At 35.9% G+C, this 16,452-nt stretch carries 13 protein-coding genes; 5 read left to right on the plus strand and 8 right to left on the minus strand.

From position 1 onward, the window contains the following. Window positions 1-23 precede the first annotated feature (23 nt). Together AC0IXC_RS19110 and AC0IXC_RS19115 are read right to left on the minus strand one after the other, a co-directional pair. A complete protein-coding gene (locus AC0IXC_RS19110) occupies window positions 24-1,307 on the minus strand; it encodes an acetyl-CoA C-acetyltransferase (RefSeq protein WP_471653155.1) in 1,284 nt (427 codons plus the stop codon). Between the two features lie 9 nt (window positions 1,308-1,316). After that, window positions 1,317-3,428, minus strand: coding sequence for a (Fe-S)-binding protein (locus tag AC0IXC_RS19115; RefSeq protein WP_002130078.1), 2,112 nt, complete (start codon window positions 3,426-3,428; stop codon window positions 1,317-1,319). Between the two features lie 378 nt (window positions 3,429-3,806). Between AC0IXC_RS19115 and cls the strand changes: the two genes are divergently transcribed. The 3 genes from cls (at window position 3,807) to AC0IXC_RS19130 (ending at window position 8,794) form a co-directional block, all read left to right on the plus strand. Continuing rightward, entirely contained in the window at window positions 3,807-5,000 is a 1,194-nt protein-coding gene (gene cls, locus AC0IXC_RS19120; protein WP_002089773.1) for a cardiolipin synthase, read from the plus strand. Window positions 5,001-5,033: 33 nt separating this feature from the next. Continuing rightward, complete coding sequence (gene uvsE / locus AC0IXC_RS19125) at window positions 5,034-5,987, plus strand: UV DNA damage repair endonuclease UvsE (RefSeq protein WP_471653156.1); 954 nt, start codon at window positions 5,034-5,036, stop codon at window positions 5,985-5,987. Between the two features lie 128 nt (window positions 5,988-6,115). After that, window positions 6,116-8,794: a DUF4084 domain-containing protein gene (locus tag AC0IXC_RS19130; RefSeq protein ID WP_471653157.1), complete on the plus strand. Its 2,679-nt coding sequence runs from the start codon at window positions 6,116-6,118 to the stop codon at window positions 8,792-8,794. Window positions 8,795-8,810: 16 nt separating this feature from the next. Here the strand turns inward: AC0IXC_RS19130 and AC0IXC_RS19135 are convergent, their stop codons facing one another. Together AC0IXC_RS19135 and AC0IXC_RS19140 are read right to left on the minus strand one after the other, a co-directional pair. Beyond that, window positions 8,811-8,957, minus strand: coding sequence for a quorum-sensing peptide PapR (locus AC0IXC_RS19135; protein WP_002068556.1), 147 nt, complete (start codon window positions 8,955-8,957; stop codon window positions 8,811-8,813). 88 nt (window positions 8,958-9,045) lie between these two features. After that, on the minus strand, window positions 9,046-9,903 hold the full coding sequence (locus AC0IXC_RS19140; RefSeq protein ID WP_044438295.1) for a helix-turn-helix domain-containing protein: 858 nt from the start codon (window positions 9,901-9,903) through the stop codon (window positions 9,046-9,048). Between the two features lie 170 nt (window positions 9,904-10,073). Between AC0IXC_RS19140 and AC0IXC_RS19145 the strand changes: the two genes are divergently transcribed. Further along, entirely contained in the window at window positions 10,074-11,834 is a 1,761-nt protein-coding gene (locus AC0IXC_RS19145) for a M4 family metallopeptidase (protein WP_215590505.1), read from the plus strand. A gap of 39 nt (window positions 11,835-11,873) precedes the next feature. On the opposite strand, the gene AC0IXC_RS19150 is transcribed toward AC0IXC_RS19145, so the two are convergent. The 4 genes from AC0IXC_RS19150 to AC0IXC_RS19165 are packed head-to-tail and all read right to left on the minus strand — an operon-like array spanning window position 11,874 to window position 15,234. Then, window positions 11,874-12,476 carry a response regulator transcription factor gene (locus AC0IXC_RS19150; protein WP_044438293.1) on the minus strand — a complete coding sequence of 201 codons (603 nt, stop codon included), beginning with the start codon at window positions 12,474-12,476 and terminating at the stop codon, window positions 11,874-11,876. After that, a complete protein-coding gene (locus tag AC0IXC_RS19155) occupies window positions 12,473-13,600 on the minus strand; it encodes a sensor histidine kinase (RefSeq protein ID WP_044438292.1) in 1,128 nt (375 codons plus the stop codon). The genes AC0IXC_RS19150 and AC0IXC_RS19155 overlap by 4 nt, the downstream gene beginning before the upstream one ends. After that, window positions 13,601-14,335: an ABC transporter permease gene (locus tag AC0IXC_RS19160; protein WP_215590508.1), complete on the minus strand. Its 735-nt coding sequence runs from the start codon at window positions 14,333-14,335 to the stop codon at window positions 13,601-13,603. It abuts the gene before it with no gap. Then, window positions 14,332-15,234, minus strand: coding sequence for an ABC transporter ATP-binding protein (locus tag AC0IXC_RS19165; protein WP_061673819.1), 903 nt, complete (start codon window positions 15,232-15,234; stop codon window positions 14,332-14,334). The genes AC0IXC_RS19160 and AC0IXC_RS19165 overlap by 4 nt, the downstream gene beginning before the upstream one ends. Window positions 15,235-15,391: 157 nt before the next feature. Here AC0IXC_RS19165 and map point away from each other — a divergent pair, with 157 nt between their 5' ends. Continuing rightward, complete coding sequence (gene map / locus AC0IXC_RS19170; RefSeq protein WP_080001788.1) at window positions 15,392-16,186, plus strand: type I methionyl aminopeptidase; 795 nt, start codon at window positions 15,392-15,394, stop codon at window positions 16,184-16,186. The last annotated feature ends 266 nt before the right edge of the window (window positions 16,187-16,452 follow it).

Below are 16,452 nucleotides of genomic sequence, written 5' to 3' on the forward strand. Positions count from 1 at the left end.
AACTATATATCTTCTAATCTTAATTAGTGAACTTCAATCATCACTGCATCACCTTGACCGCCACCGCTACAAATAGAAGCAATTCCAATTCCGCCGCCGCGCTGCTTCAGTGCATGGATAAGTGTAACGATAATACGTGCTCCGCTCGCTCCAATTGGATGCCCCATTGCTACAGCACCGCCATTTACATTCAATTTTTCCGGATCGATCCCTGCGATTTCTGTACTTGCAATTGCTACAGCCGCAAATGCCTCATTGATTTCAAATAGATCTATGTCTTCAATTGTCTTACCTGTCTTTTTCAGCAATTCATTAATTGCATAACCTGGCGTTCTTGGGAAATCCTTCGATTCTACCGCAATCGCCGTATGCGCCAAAATTGTCGCTAATGGTTTTCTTCCTTCTTGCTTCGCTCTGTCCTCGCTCATTAATACAAGTGCAGCACCGCCATCATTTAGTCCCGGAGCATTACCTGCTGTCACCGCTGACGTCTTATCAAATACAGGCTTTAATTTCGCTAATTTTTCAATCGTTGTATCCGCGCGTGGTGCCTCATCCTTAGCCACGACGATAGGATCGCCTTTTCTTTGCTGAATTGTTACTGGTACAATCTCCTCTTCAAAACGCCCTTCTTTATGTGCCGAAACCGCACGTTGATGGCTACGATATGCCCATTCATCTTGTGCTTCGCGAGAGATTCCATCTTCCTTCGCAACTTCTCCGCCATAAACACCCATGTGTATACCTGAAAATGCGCATGTTAAACCGTCTGCAACGTTTAAATCGATAACTTCGTTGTTACCCATTCTGTATCCCCATCTTGCCCCTCGTAAAATGTAAGGGCTGTTACTCATCGATTCCATTCCACCAGCTACAATCAGTGATTGATCACCAGTACGAATAATTTGATCTGCTAACGTAACTGCGCGAAGCCCTGATGCACAAACTTTATTTATTGTTTCTGTCTGCACTTCCCAAGGAATGCCGGCCGCTCTTGCTGCTTGGCGTGATGGAATTTGTCCTTGCCCTCCTTGGATAACCGTTCCAAATATAACTTCTTCAACATCACTAGCGGAAACATTCGCCCTTTCAAGCGCTGCCTTAATTGCGATTCCTCCAAGCTCTGTTGCTTTCACGTCTTTTAAAGTTCCTCCGAATTTTCCAACCGGTGTTCTTGCAGCACTTAAAATAACTGTTTTACTCATGTTTCTTTCCCCCATTTCTTTTTTTAGCACCGAGCGCTCGCTCGGTATCCTTGCGCTTAGAAGAGGTGCAATTATTGCACCTCTTTCTAATTTTGAATGCATTCCTACAAACTACATTGCTTCTTTCTTCTGTCCGATAACTGAGCGTTCTAAAATCTCTGTTACGTCCAAAGTTTGAACTGTTTCTTCAACTTCTTTCGCTTTCGTGCCATCACTAATCATCGTTAAGCAATACGGGCATCCTGTACCGATAATTGACGGCTGTACAGCTAGCGCTTGTTCTGTACGAGCAACGTTAATGCGAGAACCTGTCGTTTCTTCCATCCACATTAGGCCGCCACCCGCACCACAGCACATTCCCGTTTCACGGTTACGCGCCATTTCTACAAGGTTTACACCTGGAATTGCTTTTAGAATATCGCGTGGCGCTTCGTATACTTCGTTGTATCTTCCTAAGTAACAGGAATCATGGTACGTAACTGTCTCTTCAATAGAATGGACAGGTTTTAAACGACCTTCCTTCACCCACTGGGCTAGTAATTCTGTATGATGATAGACTTCTGCTTGTAAGCCAAAGTCCGGGTACTCATTTTTAAAAGTGTTATAAGCATGAGGGTCGATCGTAACGATTTTCTTCACTCCTGCTTTTTCAAATTCTTCAATATTTTTAGTCGCCATTTCCTGGAATACAAATTCATTTCCAAGGCGGCGCGGTGTATCACCAGAGTTCTTTTCCTTATTACCAAGAATTGCGAATGAAATGCCTGCTTCGTTCATTAGCTTCGCAAATGATATCGCAATCTTCTGACTGCGGTTGTCATACGAACCCATTGATCCAACCCAGAATAAGTATTCAAACTCTTCGCCAGCTTTTGATTTCTCCTTTACAGTTGGAACTGTTACTTCATCGTCACCTTGGCGCCATGTTTCACGCTCTTTACGGTTCAGTCCCCACGGATTACCTTGACGCTCAATGTTTGTCATTGCACGCTGCGCTTCCGCGTCCATTTTTCCTTCTGTTAAAACGAGATAGCGGCGTAAATCAATAATTTTGTCAACATGCTCATTCATAACTGGGCACTGGTCCTCACAGTTACGACACGTTGTACACGCCCAAATCTCTTCTTCTGTAATAACGTCTCCGATTAAACTTGGGTCGTACGCTAGCGCTGTAGCCGCTGATTCTTGTTGTCCTTTTCCAGCTGCCATCATCGCTAACTGATTTCCTTGTGTATTATTAAAAGCAACAACTGGAACCCACGGTGCTTTTGATGTTACCGCTGCGCCTTTATCAGTTAAATGATCACGAAGTTTTAAAATTAAATCCATCGGTGATAACATTTTCCCTGTTCCTGTTGCCGGACACATATTTGTACAACGACCACATTCGACGCAGGAATATAAGTCGATAAGTTGATTTTGTCTAAAGTCTTCAATTTTACCAACACCGAATGTTTCTTGTGTTTCATCTTCAAAATCAATTTTTTCAAGTTTTCCCGGATTTGAAAGACGACCAAAAAACACGTTAACTGGTCCAGCAATTAAATGCGCATGTTTTGATTGTGGAACATAAACTAAAAACGTTAACAAAATTAGTAAATGCACCCACCAAGAGAAATAGAACACTGAAATGGCTACGGTTTCATTTAATCCCGAGAAAACGTAAGCGATTGCAGAAGCGATAGGTTCACTCCATGAAAGCTCCTCGCCGTGCCATATAATTCCCATCCCATTACCAAGTAGCACAGAAATCATTAAGCCACCAATAAAGATAAGAACAAGGCCTGATTTAAAATTACGTTTCAAACGAACAAGCTTTTCAATATAGCGTCTATGAAAAGCCCAAAAGACTGCAATTAAAATAACGAGTGTGACAATTTCCTGGAAGAATGTAAATGCAGGGTATAGTGGTCCAAGTGGAAGATGCGATCCTGGTGCAAGTCCTTTCCAAACGAAGTCAATTGCTCCAAATTGGACAAGAATAAATCCGTAAAAGAACATAACGTGAATGATGCCGCTCTTTTTATCTTTCAGCAGCTTTTTCTGACCGAAAACATTGACCTTAAGAAGATCCCAACGCTCTTTAAAACGACGGTCAAATTCAATCTTTTTTCCTAATTGTATGTAGGCCATCCTTGTTCGTATAAGATATACAAACAAATACCCCGCATAAGCAATAACAGCAATGGCAGCCAGCCAATTAATGATTAGTAAGCTATTCATTTTATGCTACCCCTCTCTTTGTAAGCTCTCTTTCTTTTTTAGAATCTTCGAAAATATATAATTTTCTGAATTATATCCCCTATTCCCATTATATAATGAGTGAGCATTCAGTCAACAGTTTTTTGTTATACAACAACACATTTTTTAATAAAGCTGTTTATTTCGGTGAAACTATAAAGTGAAACTTTAATCGGCGGGGAGCCATTCCTCCCCACTGAGTATTAGCCCTCACCAATCGGGCTTTTACGGGCGGCCCGAATCCCAACCAACTTCTTTGCTTTAGGTGGGCGTCTTACTGTCCGCAAATAGCGGGATACAGTGAAATTTTGATTTGTAAAAAATTGATGGTGAAAAGACCGTGAAGGAGGGAATTTACTTATGTTTTTCTTATCTCTCTTGTTATTAGGCAGCGCTCTCTGGATTACAATCGACCTTTCATATGGGAGAATTGTTCATTTAAAGCGTGTACGCTCTCGTTCTTTCCCTTTACGTCAAAGTGATTTTCGCCTTTATACATACGGAAATGATCTATACGATGCTCTCTTTACTGATATAAAACAAGCTAAACACCATGTGCACGTTTTATTTTTTATTGTAAAAAACGATGATATAAGTCGTACGTTTTTAAAGTTACTTATCGACAAAGCACAAGAAGGAATTGAAGTAAGACTTTTACTCGACCGGTTTGGAAGTCATTATTTATCAAAAGAAGCGATTTACTCCCTACAAAAACATGGTGTCTCTTTTTCATTTTGTCATAAAGTGAAATTTCCTTTTCCTTTCTTTTCTGCAAATCAAAGAAACCATAGAAAAATTACAGTTATTGACGGGAAAATTGGTTATATTGGTGGATTTAACATTGGCGAAGAATATTTAGGGCATAATCAAAGGTTAGGGTTATGGCGAGATTATCATTTACGTCTTACAGGAGAAGGGATACAAGATTTACAAAAACAATTTTTACATGATTGGCTCGACGATACAGACCAAAATTTATTAGATTCATCTCTTTATTTTCCTATGCAACAACCAGGGACCATTCTACATCGTTTCATCCCTACTGATGGTGCCTATTTACAAAATACATTTTTACATTTAATCGAAAGCGCGAAAAAAGAACTCTTTATCGGTACACCATATTTTATTCCTGGAAAAAAAATTATGAATGCATTATTAAAAGCGCGAAAACGTGGGGTTCAAATAACTATTCTCGTTCCACAAAAAGCTGATCACGCCCTCGTTCGAGAAGCAAAATTCCCATATTGCCGAAAGTTAATACAAGCTGGTTGTAATATTTACGCTTTTCAGCAAGGATTTTTCCACGCAAAAATTATTATAGTAGACGATCATACTTGTGATATCGGAACTGCTAATTTCGATATGAGAAGTATATATATTAACCATGAAATCAATTGCCTTTTATACGATAAACATTTCATACAAGAAGTAAAACGTAAATTCGAGGAAGATTTGGAACGCTCCTTATTACTTTCCTTCGAAGATGTCAATCCTCTCTCCATTATCGATAGAGGAAAGGAATGGATAGGAACGATACTCGCGTTCTTTTTATAGAGAAATTTCAAGGGCCAAGGAGGTGCATCACATATGATAATTCGATTTGGATATGTCTCACATGCTACGGCATTATGGGACTGTTCGCCTGCCAAAACAATGACATTTACAAGCTGGAAAAAGCTAAAAAAACAAGAGCGTGAAGATAAATTATATAATGTTACACTGCAAAATCTAGAACACACAATACGCATCCTTCATTACAATATTGCACACGAAATTCCATTATATCGTTTATCATCTTCTATCGTCCCGCTTGCAACACATCCTGAAGTTGAATTTGATTACATTCAAATATTTGCTCCACTATGGCGTAAAATAGGAGCATTAATTCAAGAACACAATTTACGCGTAAGTTTTCATCCCAACCAATTCACACTATTTACAAGCGACAAACCACATATTACAACTAATGCAATTACAGATATGACCTATCATTATAACGTGTTAAATGCTATGGGAATTGCAGATTCTTCCTACATTAATATCCATGTAGGTGGCGCGTATGGAAATAAGGAAAAGGCAATCGAACGTTTTCATAAAAATATACAAAAACTCCCTTACCATATAAAAAGACAAATGACCCTTGAAAATGACGATAAAACGTATACAACTTCTGAAACTTTGGCCATTTGTCAAAAAGAAAAAATCCCTTTCGTGTTCGATTATCATCATCATATAGCGAACCTTTGTAATGAACCGCTAGAAGAATTGCTTCCTATGATATTTAAAACTTGGTCACATACAAATGTCCTTCCTAAAGTTCATATTTCTTCTCCTAGATCAGAAAAAGAATTTAGGGCCCACGCAGATTATATTGATTTAGAATTTATTAAACCCTTTTTACACATTACAAAAAAAATTAATCATAATTTTGATATTATGATTGAAAGTAAACAGAAAGATTTAGCAATGCTACAATTAATATGTGAACTATCCTCTATAAGAGGAATAAAAAGAATAAATAGCGCAACATTGCAATGGTAAATTGTAACGTTGCGCTATTTTTTTCAAAAAAAGTAATTTTTCTAGTAAAAAACACCCTATTTTATATGCTATGATTGGAATTAGCATTTTCCACCTGCGATTCAACTTTATTGAAACGGAGTCATAATATGATTAATCAAAAAAAATATGTACACTTTGTCATGATGTATATAATTATATTTTTTCTTTGGATATTCCTTATTCCTAAGAGCTTGAATATAAAAGAAATTGGCATTCTCTTCTTATTTTGTTTTGCTACACTCTTTTCTTGCTATTGCCTATATAAAGCAATTAAGAAAATGAAGCGCGGTGACAAACTATTTTGGGTTTTAGTACTATGCACTTGCCTATGTGGATTGACAATGGAGATAACTTTATTTCTTCATTCACTTTCTATATATGATCAAGTCATATTCTCATATAAGGCGTTGCCCTTTTTCATCGTACAATATATTTTACTCTTCTCTGGCTTTGCTATAAAGTTCATAAAACATTACTCTATTAGAGGCCTTGCTCAATTTTCATTCGATAGCATCTTTATTGTTATTATGAATATTTATTTTACCTTAACTTTTATTTTGGATCTTTCAAGCTTTCGTATGTTAACAACAGATACCTGGGTTTTAATTGGATACTTTATTGCACAATCATTAGTAATTTACGCCGTTATTAGCCTATATAGAAGAGAACAATATTCTTCTAGCAGAATTTCATTAATTATCGGCTTTACTATCATACTTGTGTACGGATATATACATCTGTTTCAATTAAACGCAGGGATGGAAACTTCTTCTGAAGTCTCTTACTTAATACATACTGCTTCAATTTTATTAATTGGTTTGTCTTCCATACTATACATTTTAGATAAACCAATACAGCATAAAACGAAAACAAAGTATTATCGATTTGATTATGTACGCTTTATATTACCTTATTTTAGTATAATCATTACTTTTTCCTTTGTTGTTATTCAACCTTGGGATGATAAGTTCATGCTAATCGGTCTAGTATTATCACTAGTATTATTATTCCTACGACAACTTTACATGTGGAAAGATAATCAAGTATTAATCGATACGTATGAACAGTTGACTACACAACTAGAAGATGAAGTTGAAGAAGGTGTATCTGCCCTATCAAAAAGTGAACAACGTTATAAATCTTTATTCGAAGATCATCCTGATGCTGTTTTTTCTTTAAATATGAACGGGATTTTTCAACAATCTAATAAGGCTTGTGAAAGTTTATTTACAGCCTATTATTGTGAAGTAACAAGCTATTCTCTTCAACACTTCATTGATCCACAAGATCATGAATTATTGAAGAAATCTTTACAAATTACAAAAGAAGGTAGACCACAAACTCTAGAAATTCGTACAAAAGAAAAAGAAGGCTATTATTATCACCTTCACATTACATTCATCCCTATTTTTATAAATAAAGAAGTTGTTGGGATGTTTGGTATCGCACGTGATATTACAACTTTATATGAAAAACAAAAGCAAGTAGAGCATATGGCTTTCCATGATGCACTTACAGGACTACCGAATCGACGGAAATTCGAAAAAGATTTAAAAACGATTTTAAATCTGGCTCAAAACAACACTAATGACGTTGCGGTTATGTTCCTCGACCTAGATCGGTTTAAAAAAATTAACGATCGACTCGGCCATGATGTCGGGGATTTATTATTAATTGAAGTAGCAAAAAGATTACGTGGATGTTTGCGTTCAAAAGATATCGTTGCCCGCCAAGGCGGAGATGAATTTACGATTCTATTACCAGATATGTACTCTGAAAAAAGTGCTTCTTTTATGGCTGAACAAATTTTAACTATTTTAAATAAGCCTTACTTTATTAAAGATGAAGAACTTTCTGTTACACCGAGTATCGGAATTGCGATGTACCCTGACTACGGAACCGATGTAACCGAATTAATGAAAAATGCAGATATGGCTATGTATCGAGCAAAGGCTAATGGAAAAAATAGATTTATTTTCTTCTCAAAAGAAATGAGTATTGCGCAAAATGAAATACACTTCCTAGAAGGTGAACTTTCAAAAGCTCTACAACAAAATGAATTTTTCCTTGAATATCAACCACAAGTAAATACAAAAACAAAACAAATTATCGGTTTTGAGGCATTAATTCGCTGGAAACATCCAAAACTCGGAATTGTATCGCCTGCCCAATTCATTCCTCTAGCAGAGGAAACAGGATTTATTATTGAACTTGGTAATTGGATTTTACATACCGCCTGCTTAGAAGCAAAAAAGTGGCATAACCAAGGATTTTCTCACTTAAAGGTTGGTGTAAATTTATCTGTTGTTCAATTCAATCACGCAGATTTAATATCAACTATTTCAAAAGTCTTGGAAGAAACCGAACTAAAGCCGGAAGCGCTAGATATTGAGATTACAGAAAGTATCGCGATTAATCAAAATCATTCTGTAATTGCTAAACTAGAAGAACTTCAAAATCTTGGTATTCAAATTTCAATTGATGATTTTGGAACTGGTTATAGTTCTTTAGCTTATTTAACGAAATATCCAATCAATACATTAAAAATTGCTCGAGAATTTATTTGTGGAATTACAAATAGCCCTTTAGAAGAAGCGATTATCGCTTCCATTATTACGCTATCGAAAGAATTAAATTTAGAGGTTATTGCGGAAGGTGTAGAAACAGAAGAACAATGGAAGTTTTTACATGAACAAAACTGTGACCACATTCAAGGATTCCTCTTTAGCAAACCTGTTTCTAGTAAAGATGTTTGGATGTTACTCCATAAAAAAACAACCGTCTAAGTAAGACGGTTGCTTTTTAATACTCAAAAGGCATATCTGAAGCTAATTGTACCTCTTGATCATTATGAGAAATTACTTGGCTTTTCTCTAAAGCTGTATCTGCTAATGAAATACCCCATGCCATCGCTAACGTTAATAGACTACCAATAAGTAGTTTTTTCATATTCCATCACCCACATTTTTCTTTTAATATATCATGAAAATTTATCCATATCGTATGCAATTATGCATATCTATTTTTTAGGTCGTTTTTATTTCTTCATTTTTTTTATAAGCGTTTCTTTATACGCATGCATTTCTAATATATCGAAAAAGAAACAAGCTTTTTCATAAGCATCTTCAATCTCTGCCCCATCATACTCTAGCTTTTCTAAGCATTCACCTTTTTGATAGTATAACTGTCCAATCAATGCCATACTATTAATTCGACATGATATTTCAATGGCTTTATTTATTTGATAAAGTGCTTCTTCATATTGATTATCTAAGTATAATGTTTTTGCATGATTATGTCTTACCTTCACATCAAACTCTTTATTTTCAGGCAATGCCTCTAATTGCTTTAATATACCTTCAAATAACTCCATACCCTTCTTAAAATAACCATTTTCAGCATAAATATTTGCAATTGCATTTTCTATATAAAGTTTTTGATACACGTCTATTCCAGTTAACTGTTGATTTAGTAGCTTTTTTAGCTCCAGAATACAATATTCATAATCAATCTTCTTTAGCACATACGCAGATACATGATATTGCCATTGAAGAAACTGCTGAAACTCAGGATGATATTCTTCCTTTTTCAGTTCATTCCATACTTTATTATATATTTCTTTATATTTCTTTTGCTTACAAAGCATAATGATTTGATCTTTTAACTGCTTTTTCCTCTCGATATCAGAATAAATGAGTACCTCATAAAAATGAATAATGGGAACTTGTAACTTTGCTGCAATACCTTGCAATATATCCATACTTGGGTATACCGCGCCCGACTCAATTCTGCTCACCTCCGATTGATGACATACATTATCGGAGAGTTGTTTCTGTGTTAATCCTCTCATTCCCCTAATTTTCTTTATTTCGCTTCCTAGTTTTTCTGCGTGCATACTTGCTCACCGTCCCATTATAACAATCTAATTTTTTAAGTTGTCATACCACTACAATAATGTGCATTCGACAATTTTTGATATGAAATAATGCATAATATATATAAAATTCGGCAAATTCCTCATACAATTCATCTCACATACACAATACAAGATTAGGAGTGTTATAGATGAATTATAGAAAACTTGCTAGTGCTTTCGTTACATTCGGTCTTCTTTGTCCTTTATCAACAGAAGTTATTCACGCTCAAGAATTAGATAAAAATGAAGTAAAAGTTGAAATTGCTCAGCCTGGTTTAACAATCGGAAAATTAACACAACCTCAAAACGATACAAAAGAGAATATTGCTAAAAAGTATTTAAAAGGTGAGGTAAATGGGGCTAAAGCTCAACAAGAGCAAGTTACTACTGAAAAGAATGTCGATTTTCAACCTACAAATAAAGAAACAAAAGAAAATCAAACCGAATTACGCCTTGCACAAACATACAAAAACTATAAAGTATATGGTCAAGATCTCATTGTAAAAGTAGATAAAAATGGAGTAATTACAACTGTTAGTGGTAAAGTTGCCCAAAATTTAGACCAACAACTTAATCTTACTATAACAAATTTTTTGTCGAAAAATGAAGTAAAATCTAAATTACGCAATATACTTCAAATTCCAAGTGATGCGACAGAAACAGAATTTTCTAGCGAAACGGTAGTTTATAAGAAAAAAGATGGCTACTATACATACGCAACGGTCCTTACATTTACTTATGAAAACAATGAACAAGTTATAAACGGAAATGCAATCATGGACTTACAAACTGGTGAAGTACTTTTCCAAGAAAAGTTTATTAAAAATAAAGAGAATAAAACTATTAATCAAGTAACAGCACCTAAACTATCACCAGCGAAAGAACAAGGAACTGGGAAAAATGCGCTACAAGAAAATGTATTATTTAATATTGCGAAAGGCTCTGATGGAAAATTTTATTTAGCTGATTTATCCCGCGGAAATGGTATTTATATTTACAACGCAAACTACGCTGATTCCCTTGGTGGCGATAGCCAAGCTGGTTATCCAGGGACACTTATTTCAAGCGATAACTCTAACTTCTTAGATAAAGAAGCAGCTGGTGTTATGAAAAATATGAGTGATATTTACGACTATTTTAAGAAAGAACATAATCTGAAAAGTTACAATAATAAAGACTCAAAAGTTGTTGCTAGCGTCCACGGATTTGATTCTACTGAAGTTAGTGATGGTGTAAAAGAAAACTATGTAAATGCATTTTGGCATCCAGGTTGGAATCAAATGGTCTTTGGTGACGGGCTAAATGGAAAATTAACCTCTGCTCTTGACGTAACAGCTCATGAATTTGGACATGCTGTATTTAGTGGTACGACGAAAAATAAAATTGTGCGATATCCAAGTGCTGAAACATCTGCGCTAAATGAAGGTCTAGCAGATTTTTGGGGTACACAAATAGAATATTACGTAAAGAAAGATAAAGGAAATTGGATTATGGGTGATACGTTAGGTGGTCTAACAATTCGTGACATCCCAGGGGAAATTGGTGATGGCGGCAACAAACTATACACAAACTTAAAAGATTTCTATAATGATGGAAATGATCAAGAATCTCACGTGAATTCTGGAATTATCAGCCATGTATTATATCAATTAGCTGAAGGTAAAACGTATAACGGTATATCTGTTCAAAGACAAGGAAATGAAAAAGTAAGTAAAGTTGTTATGCGTGCATTGCAAAATTACGCAACCTCAGCAGAAGATTTTGAATCACTTCAATCCCACATCGTACAGGCTGCAAAAGATTTATATGGCAATACAACATCGACAGAATTCGAAAAGGCTTTCCAAGCACATGGATATAAAGCACTAGCAAAAATTAGTAAAGTAGTAGAAGTACAAAAAGGAAAATAAGCAAAAAAGAAGTTTACCGATTATAGGTAAACTTCTTTTTCATATCCATCCCTTTTCTTCCGCAATTGTAATTGCCTCAATCCTATTTTTCGCATCGAGCTTCGTTAATACTTCAGAAATATAATTACGCACTGTACCAGGTGAAAGATAAAGTGCCTTCGCAATTTCATTTGCTGTCTTTCCCTCTTTCGCAAGTAACAGCACTTCTTTTTCACGATCCGATAACGGATTCTGCTCTTGCCATAAGCCAAACATTAACTCTTGAGAAATCTCTCGTTTCCCTTTCATTACGTTACGAATCGCCGAAGCTAAATCCTCACTTGGGCTATCTTTTAACAAATATCCGTGCACACCAGCTTTCATTGCCCTTTCAAAATACCCAGGACGCGCAAATGTTGTTAAAATCATTACTTTACAAGATGATTTTTCTTTCTTTAAAGTTTCTGCAACATCTAATCCACTTTGAATTGGCATTTCAATATCCATAATACTTATATCTGGCTCTAACGATTCAATTAACTTTAAGGCCTCTTCACCGTTCGCCGCTTGCCCAACTACTTCAATATCATCTTCTAGATCAAGCAGGGCTCCTAATGCACCACGAAGCATTCGTTGATCTTCTGCAATAATAATTCGAATCATGCCCTCACCTCATCTTTTCCTGTTCTAATTACAATTGGAACTTTCACCGTTAACAGTGTCCCTGGATTGATCGTATCCAGTTCAACTACTCCATCAATAAGAGAAATCCGCTCCTTCATACCTCGAATACCGTTTCCATCATGACTTTGATTTTCCAAACCGACGCCATTATCTTCTACTTTCAAAATCAACTCACCTTGTGATTCTAATATAGAAACTGTACATGCCTTTGCCTTACTATGCTTCACGACATTCGTAACAGCTTCACGTAAACACATACCTAAAATATTTTGTTCAATTGGTGATAACGAGCTAGAATTAGCCTCCTGCTTTACTTCTAATTCAATATTGGCAGCTTGCAAAATCGCTTTTATTTGCTCAAGTTCTTCTTCCACTGTAATCATACGCATATCAGAAATTAATTCTCTCAGCTGTTTTAAAGCGGTGCGAGATGTTTGTGTAATTTCCTTCGCTTCCATACTTGCACGATCTGGATTTTTCACAATTAACTTCTCCACGAGCTGACTTTTCAAAGTAATGAGAGATAATGTGTGTCCTAACGTGTCATGAAGATCTCTTGCAATTCGCTGGCGCTCTTCACGTTTTACTAAGTCTTTAATTTGTTCATTTGCTTCGTTTAATTGATTTTTCAACATCTTTTTTTGATTAAAATTACGCATTCCAAATGGCGTAAGAAGCATTAAAATAAACATTGGAACTATATTCACTAAATTTGTAGTTGTTAAATGCTTAAAATATACGAATATAAAGGCCCCAAGCATTGTAATCAACAGTCCTAACAACACTCGAAATACTTTCTTACTTGGCGCAAAGCCCATCGCACTTGCCGTGAAAAAACCAAAAAATATCATAAAAGCATTATAAAATAAGGCAAATAAAAAGATGAGTACCATTTGAATACATGCCCATAAAATGAACGTCTTATTAACAAAATAAAGTTGACGGTATGTGATAATAAAAAGCACCAACATACCGCTCCCTATCCCAAGTTTCCACCCTGATACCTGCGTTAGATGGTAAATCGGAAATAACAGATACACTAACCACATATATGGGAAGAAACCCATCTGTTTCGGAAAAATCTCAAACTTCTTCTCTATCATTTATACCGCTTCCTGTCTTTTCCTTATATATATTGATACTACAACAAATATAAGGAAATAACCTCCTAGTACCGCGATATTTTCCCACCCAACTGACTTCCCAGCTACAATATCCCATGCCCCACTACCAAAATGATATGTCGGTGTCCATTCTCCAATAGACCTTAATACTTTTGGGAATACTTCTATCGGCATCCATAATCCGCCAACTACCGCTAAGCTCATATTTAAAATATTAGCCAGGCCAGCAGCTGCATCCGCCTTTTTGATCGAACCTATTACTGTTCCGAGTGCTAAAAATGGTGTCACGCCTAATAATAACCATAATCCGGCACCAATCCATTGACCTATCGTTAACTCAACATTATTAATTAATATTCCTGCCATAAAAATAACTAAGATTGAAAAAGCATTCACTACTGTTTGAGCAATAATTTTAGCTGCTAAATATGCCCCCTCTGGAAGCGGTGTAATTTTTAACAAATGTGTCCATCCTTGCCCTTTTTCCTGAGAAAGTCTCACACCGAAACTAAAAAGGGCAGTCCCTACAATACTGAAAGTCGCCATTGAAATTAAATAATGTGCTTTCCATGCATCTCCGTTTTGCGGGACTTGAACAACATTTGTAAAGATGTAATAAAACATAACTGGCATTAATAATGAGAAAAAGATGAATAATTTATTGCGGAACGTACGTAAAACCTCTATTTTACATTGCATCCATAATGATCTCATGCGATTCCCTCCTTCTGATTTGCAACAAACTGTTCAAATGCTTCATCGAGGCTTCCACGTTCAACTGAAACGTCTGTTACAGGTAGATTCCTCTGATAAATTGCTTGTAAAGTGGCATCTGTATCTTCCGTCGTTAAAGTGAAGCGCCCTTCATTTGACTGTACTTCTGTTACATGCGGTAATTCCTTTAGTAAACTCTTAGGAATTTTCTCTTTCGAATAAAACGAGATTGTTTTTCTAGAAATCGTCGCTTTCATCTCATCTGGTGTGCCATCTGCGATAATCTTTCCGTTCGCAAATAATAAAATTCGATCCGCTAGCGCATCCGCTTCTTCTAAATAATGTGTTGTTAAAATAATCGTTTTCCCTTCACTTGCTAATTTTCTAATCGTTTCCCAAAACGTTTTTCGAGACGTAATATCCATCCCTACAGTTGGTTCATCTAAAAATAACAACTCTGGATTTCCTGCAAGTGCCAGTGCAAAATTTAACCTTCTCTTTTGGCCACCCGATAATTTCTCACATCTTTGCTTTCGCTCTGATTCTAAATTTGATAGCTGAAGTAATGTTTCTTTCGCTACTGGATTCGTATAATAACTACGGAATAACTCAATTGCCTCTTCTACCGTGATACTATCAATCACACTTACTTCTTGTAGCATCGCACCAAGGCTATTACGAACATCTCTATGCTTCGGACTCTTTCCAAATATAGAGACATTCCCCTCTGTCGGATCTTTTAATCCGAGCATCATTGAAATTGTCGTTGTTTTCCCCGCACCATTTGGACCGAGTAATGCTACTATTTGCCCTTTATTTACATGAAATGAAACGTTATTTACTGCTTTTTTATGTTTAAATGTTTTAGAAACACCATTTACTTCAATAATCTTTTCCATCTCTCCACCCCCGCCGTTTCTTATATTTACATTGTATGCTCTGGAAAAGTTAGGAAACAGTATGATGCGTCATGACATCAATATGACAATTGTCATGTATTCTTTATGAGAGGAATCAACCCGCATACCGCACGCGAGTAGCAGGAGCAAAATAAACATGATACAATCGGATAAGACATATATTCGAGGAAGGACAGTGGTTTTCATGATTATTCGTAATGAACAAGATTTAGAAGGTTTACGAAAAATCGGCCGCATCGTTGCACTTGCACGCGAAGAAATGAAAAAGCAAGCGAAGCCAGGTATGACAACGAAAGAGCTTGATTTAATTGGTAAAAAAGTATTAGATGAGCACGGTGCTATTTCAGCGCCTGAAAAAGAATATAAATTCCCAGGTGTAACTTGCATTAGTGTAAACGAAGAAGTTGCTCACGGCATTCCAAGCGATCGCGTATTAAAAGAAGGCGATTTAGTAAACGTAGACGTATCGGCCGCACTTGACGGATATTATGCAGATACAGGTATCTCATTTGTTCTTGGCGACGATGAAGAAAAAGAAAAACTTTGCCAAGCAGCAGTAGACTCATTTTGGGAAGCAATGAAAAAAGTAAAAGCTGGCTCAAAACAAAATCAAATTGGTCGTGCTGTTTCTAACTTTGCACATAAAAGTGGATATAACGTTATTCAAAACTTAACTGGTCACGGTATTGGTCTTAGCTTACACGAAGCTCCAAACCACATTTTAAGCTACTATGATCCAATGGATAATGCGCTTCTAAAAGACGGCCTTGTTATCGCTGTAGAACCATTTATTTCTATGAAAGCTGATCATATTATTGAGCGCGGTGATGATGGTTGGACATTCGTTACACCAGACAAAAGCCTTGTTGCACAATGTGAACATACAGTTGTCGTAACACGCGGTGAACCGATTATTTTAACAGAAATATAAAATAAAAAACGATCGATTTGTAGATTTCTTCTACTAAAACGGTCGTTTTTTTCACTTTTGGAAAATATATGAAATGTTATTGAACTCTTTATCATTTAAGTATATAATCTTTAGCGGAGGTTATTCATCATTATCTTTAACAAAAGATGATATCACTATAGTTTGAAATACCTTCTTTTTTATTATGTAAAATAACTTCAAAAATGACCGGAGAAATGATTTAGTCGAATATTCTAAACACCTTATATTCGTCTAATATGTAAGGA

It is taken from the genome of Bacillus sp. AC266 (assembly GCF_979253805.1).

Coding starts and splice junctions, on each gene's coding strand:
- AC0IXC_RS19160 (WP_215590508.1), bottom strand. CDS start 14,335: ATGAGATCATTATGGATGCAATGTAAAATAGAGGTTTTACGTACGTTC.
- AC0IXC_RS19150 (WP_044438293.1), bottom strand. CDS start 12,476: ATGATTCGAATTATTATTGCAGAAGATCAACGAATGCTTCGTGGTGCA.
- AC0IXC_RS19145 (WP_215590505.1), top strand. CDS start 10,074: ATGAATTATAGAAAACTTGCTAGTGCTTTCGTTACATTCGGTCTTCTT.
- map (WP_080001788.1), top strand. CDS start 15,392: ATGATACAATCGGATAAGACATATATTCGAGGAAGGACAGTGGTTTTC.
- cls (WP_002089773.1), top strand. CDS start 3,807: ATGTTTTTCTTATCTCTCTTGTTATTAGGCAGCGCTCTCTGGATTACA.
- AC0IXC_RS19155 (WP_044438292.1), bottom strand. CDS start 13,600: ATGATAGAGAAGAAGTTTGAGATTTTTCCGAAACAGATGGGTTTCTTC.
- AC0IXC_RS19130 (WP_471653157.1), top strand. CDS start 6,116: ATGATTAATCAAAAAAAATATGTACACTTTGTCATGATGTATATAATT.
- AC0IXC_RS19115 (WP_002130078.1), bottom strand. CDS start 3,428: ATGAATAGCTTACTAATCATTAATTGGCTGGCTGCCATTGCTGTTATT.
- AC0IXC_RS19135 (WP_002068556.1), bottom strand. CDS start 8,957: ATGAAAAAACTACTTATTGGTAGTCTATTAACGTTAGCGATGGCATGG.
- uvsE (WP_471653156.1), top strand. CDS start 5,034: ATGATAATTCGATTTGGATATGTCTCACATGCTACGGCATTATGGGAC.
- AC0IXC_RS19140 (WP_044438295.1), bottom strand. CDS start 9,903: ATGCACGCAGAAAAACTAGGAAGCGAAATAAAGAAAATTAGGGGAATG.
- AC0IXC_RS19110 (WP_471653155.1), bottom strand. CDS start 1,307: ATGCATTCAAAATTAGAAAGAGGTGCAATAATTGCACCTCTTCTAAGC.
- AC0IXC_RS19165 (WP_061673819.1), bottom strand. CDS start 15,234: ATGGAAAAGATTATTGAAGTAAATGGTGTTTCTAAAACATTTAAACAT.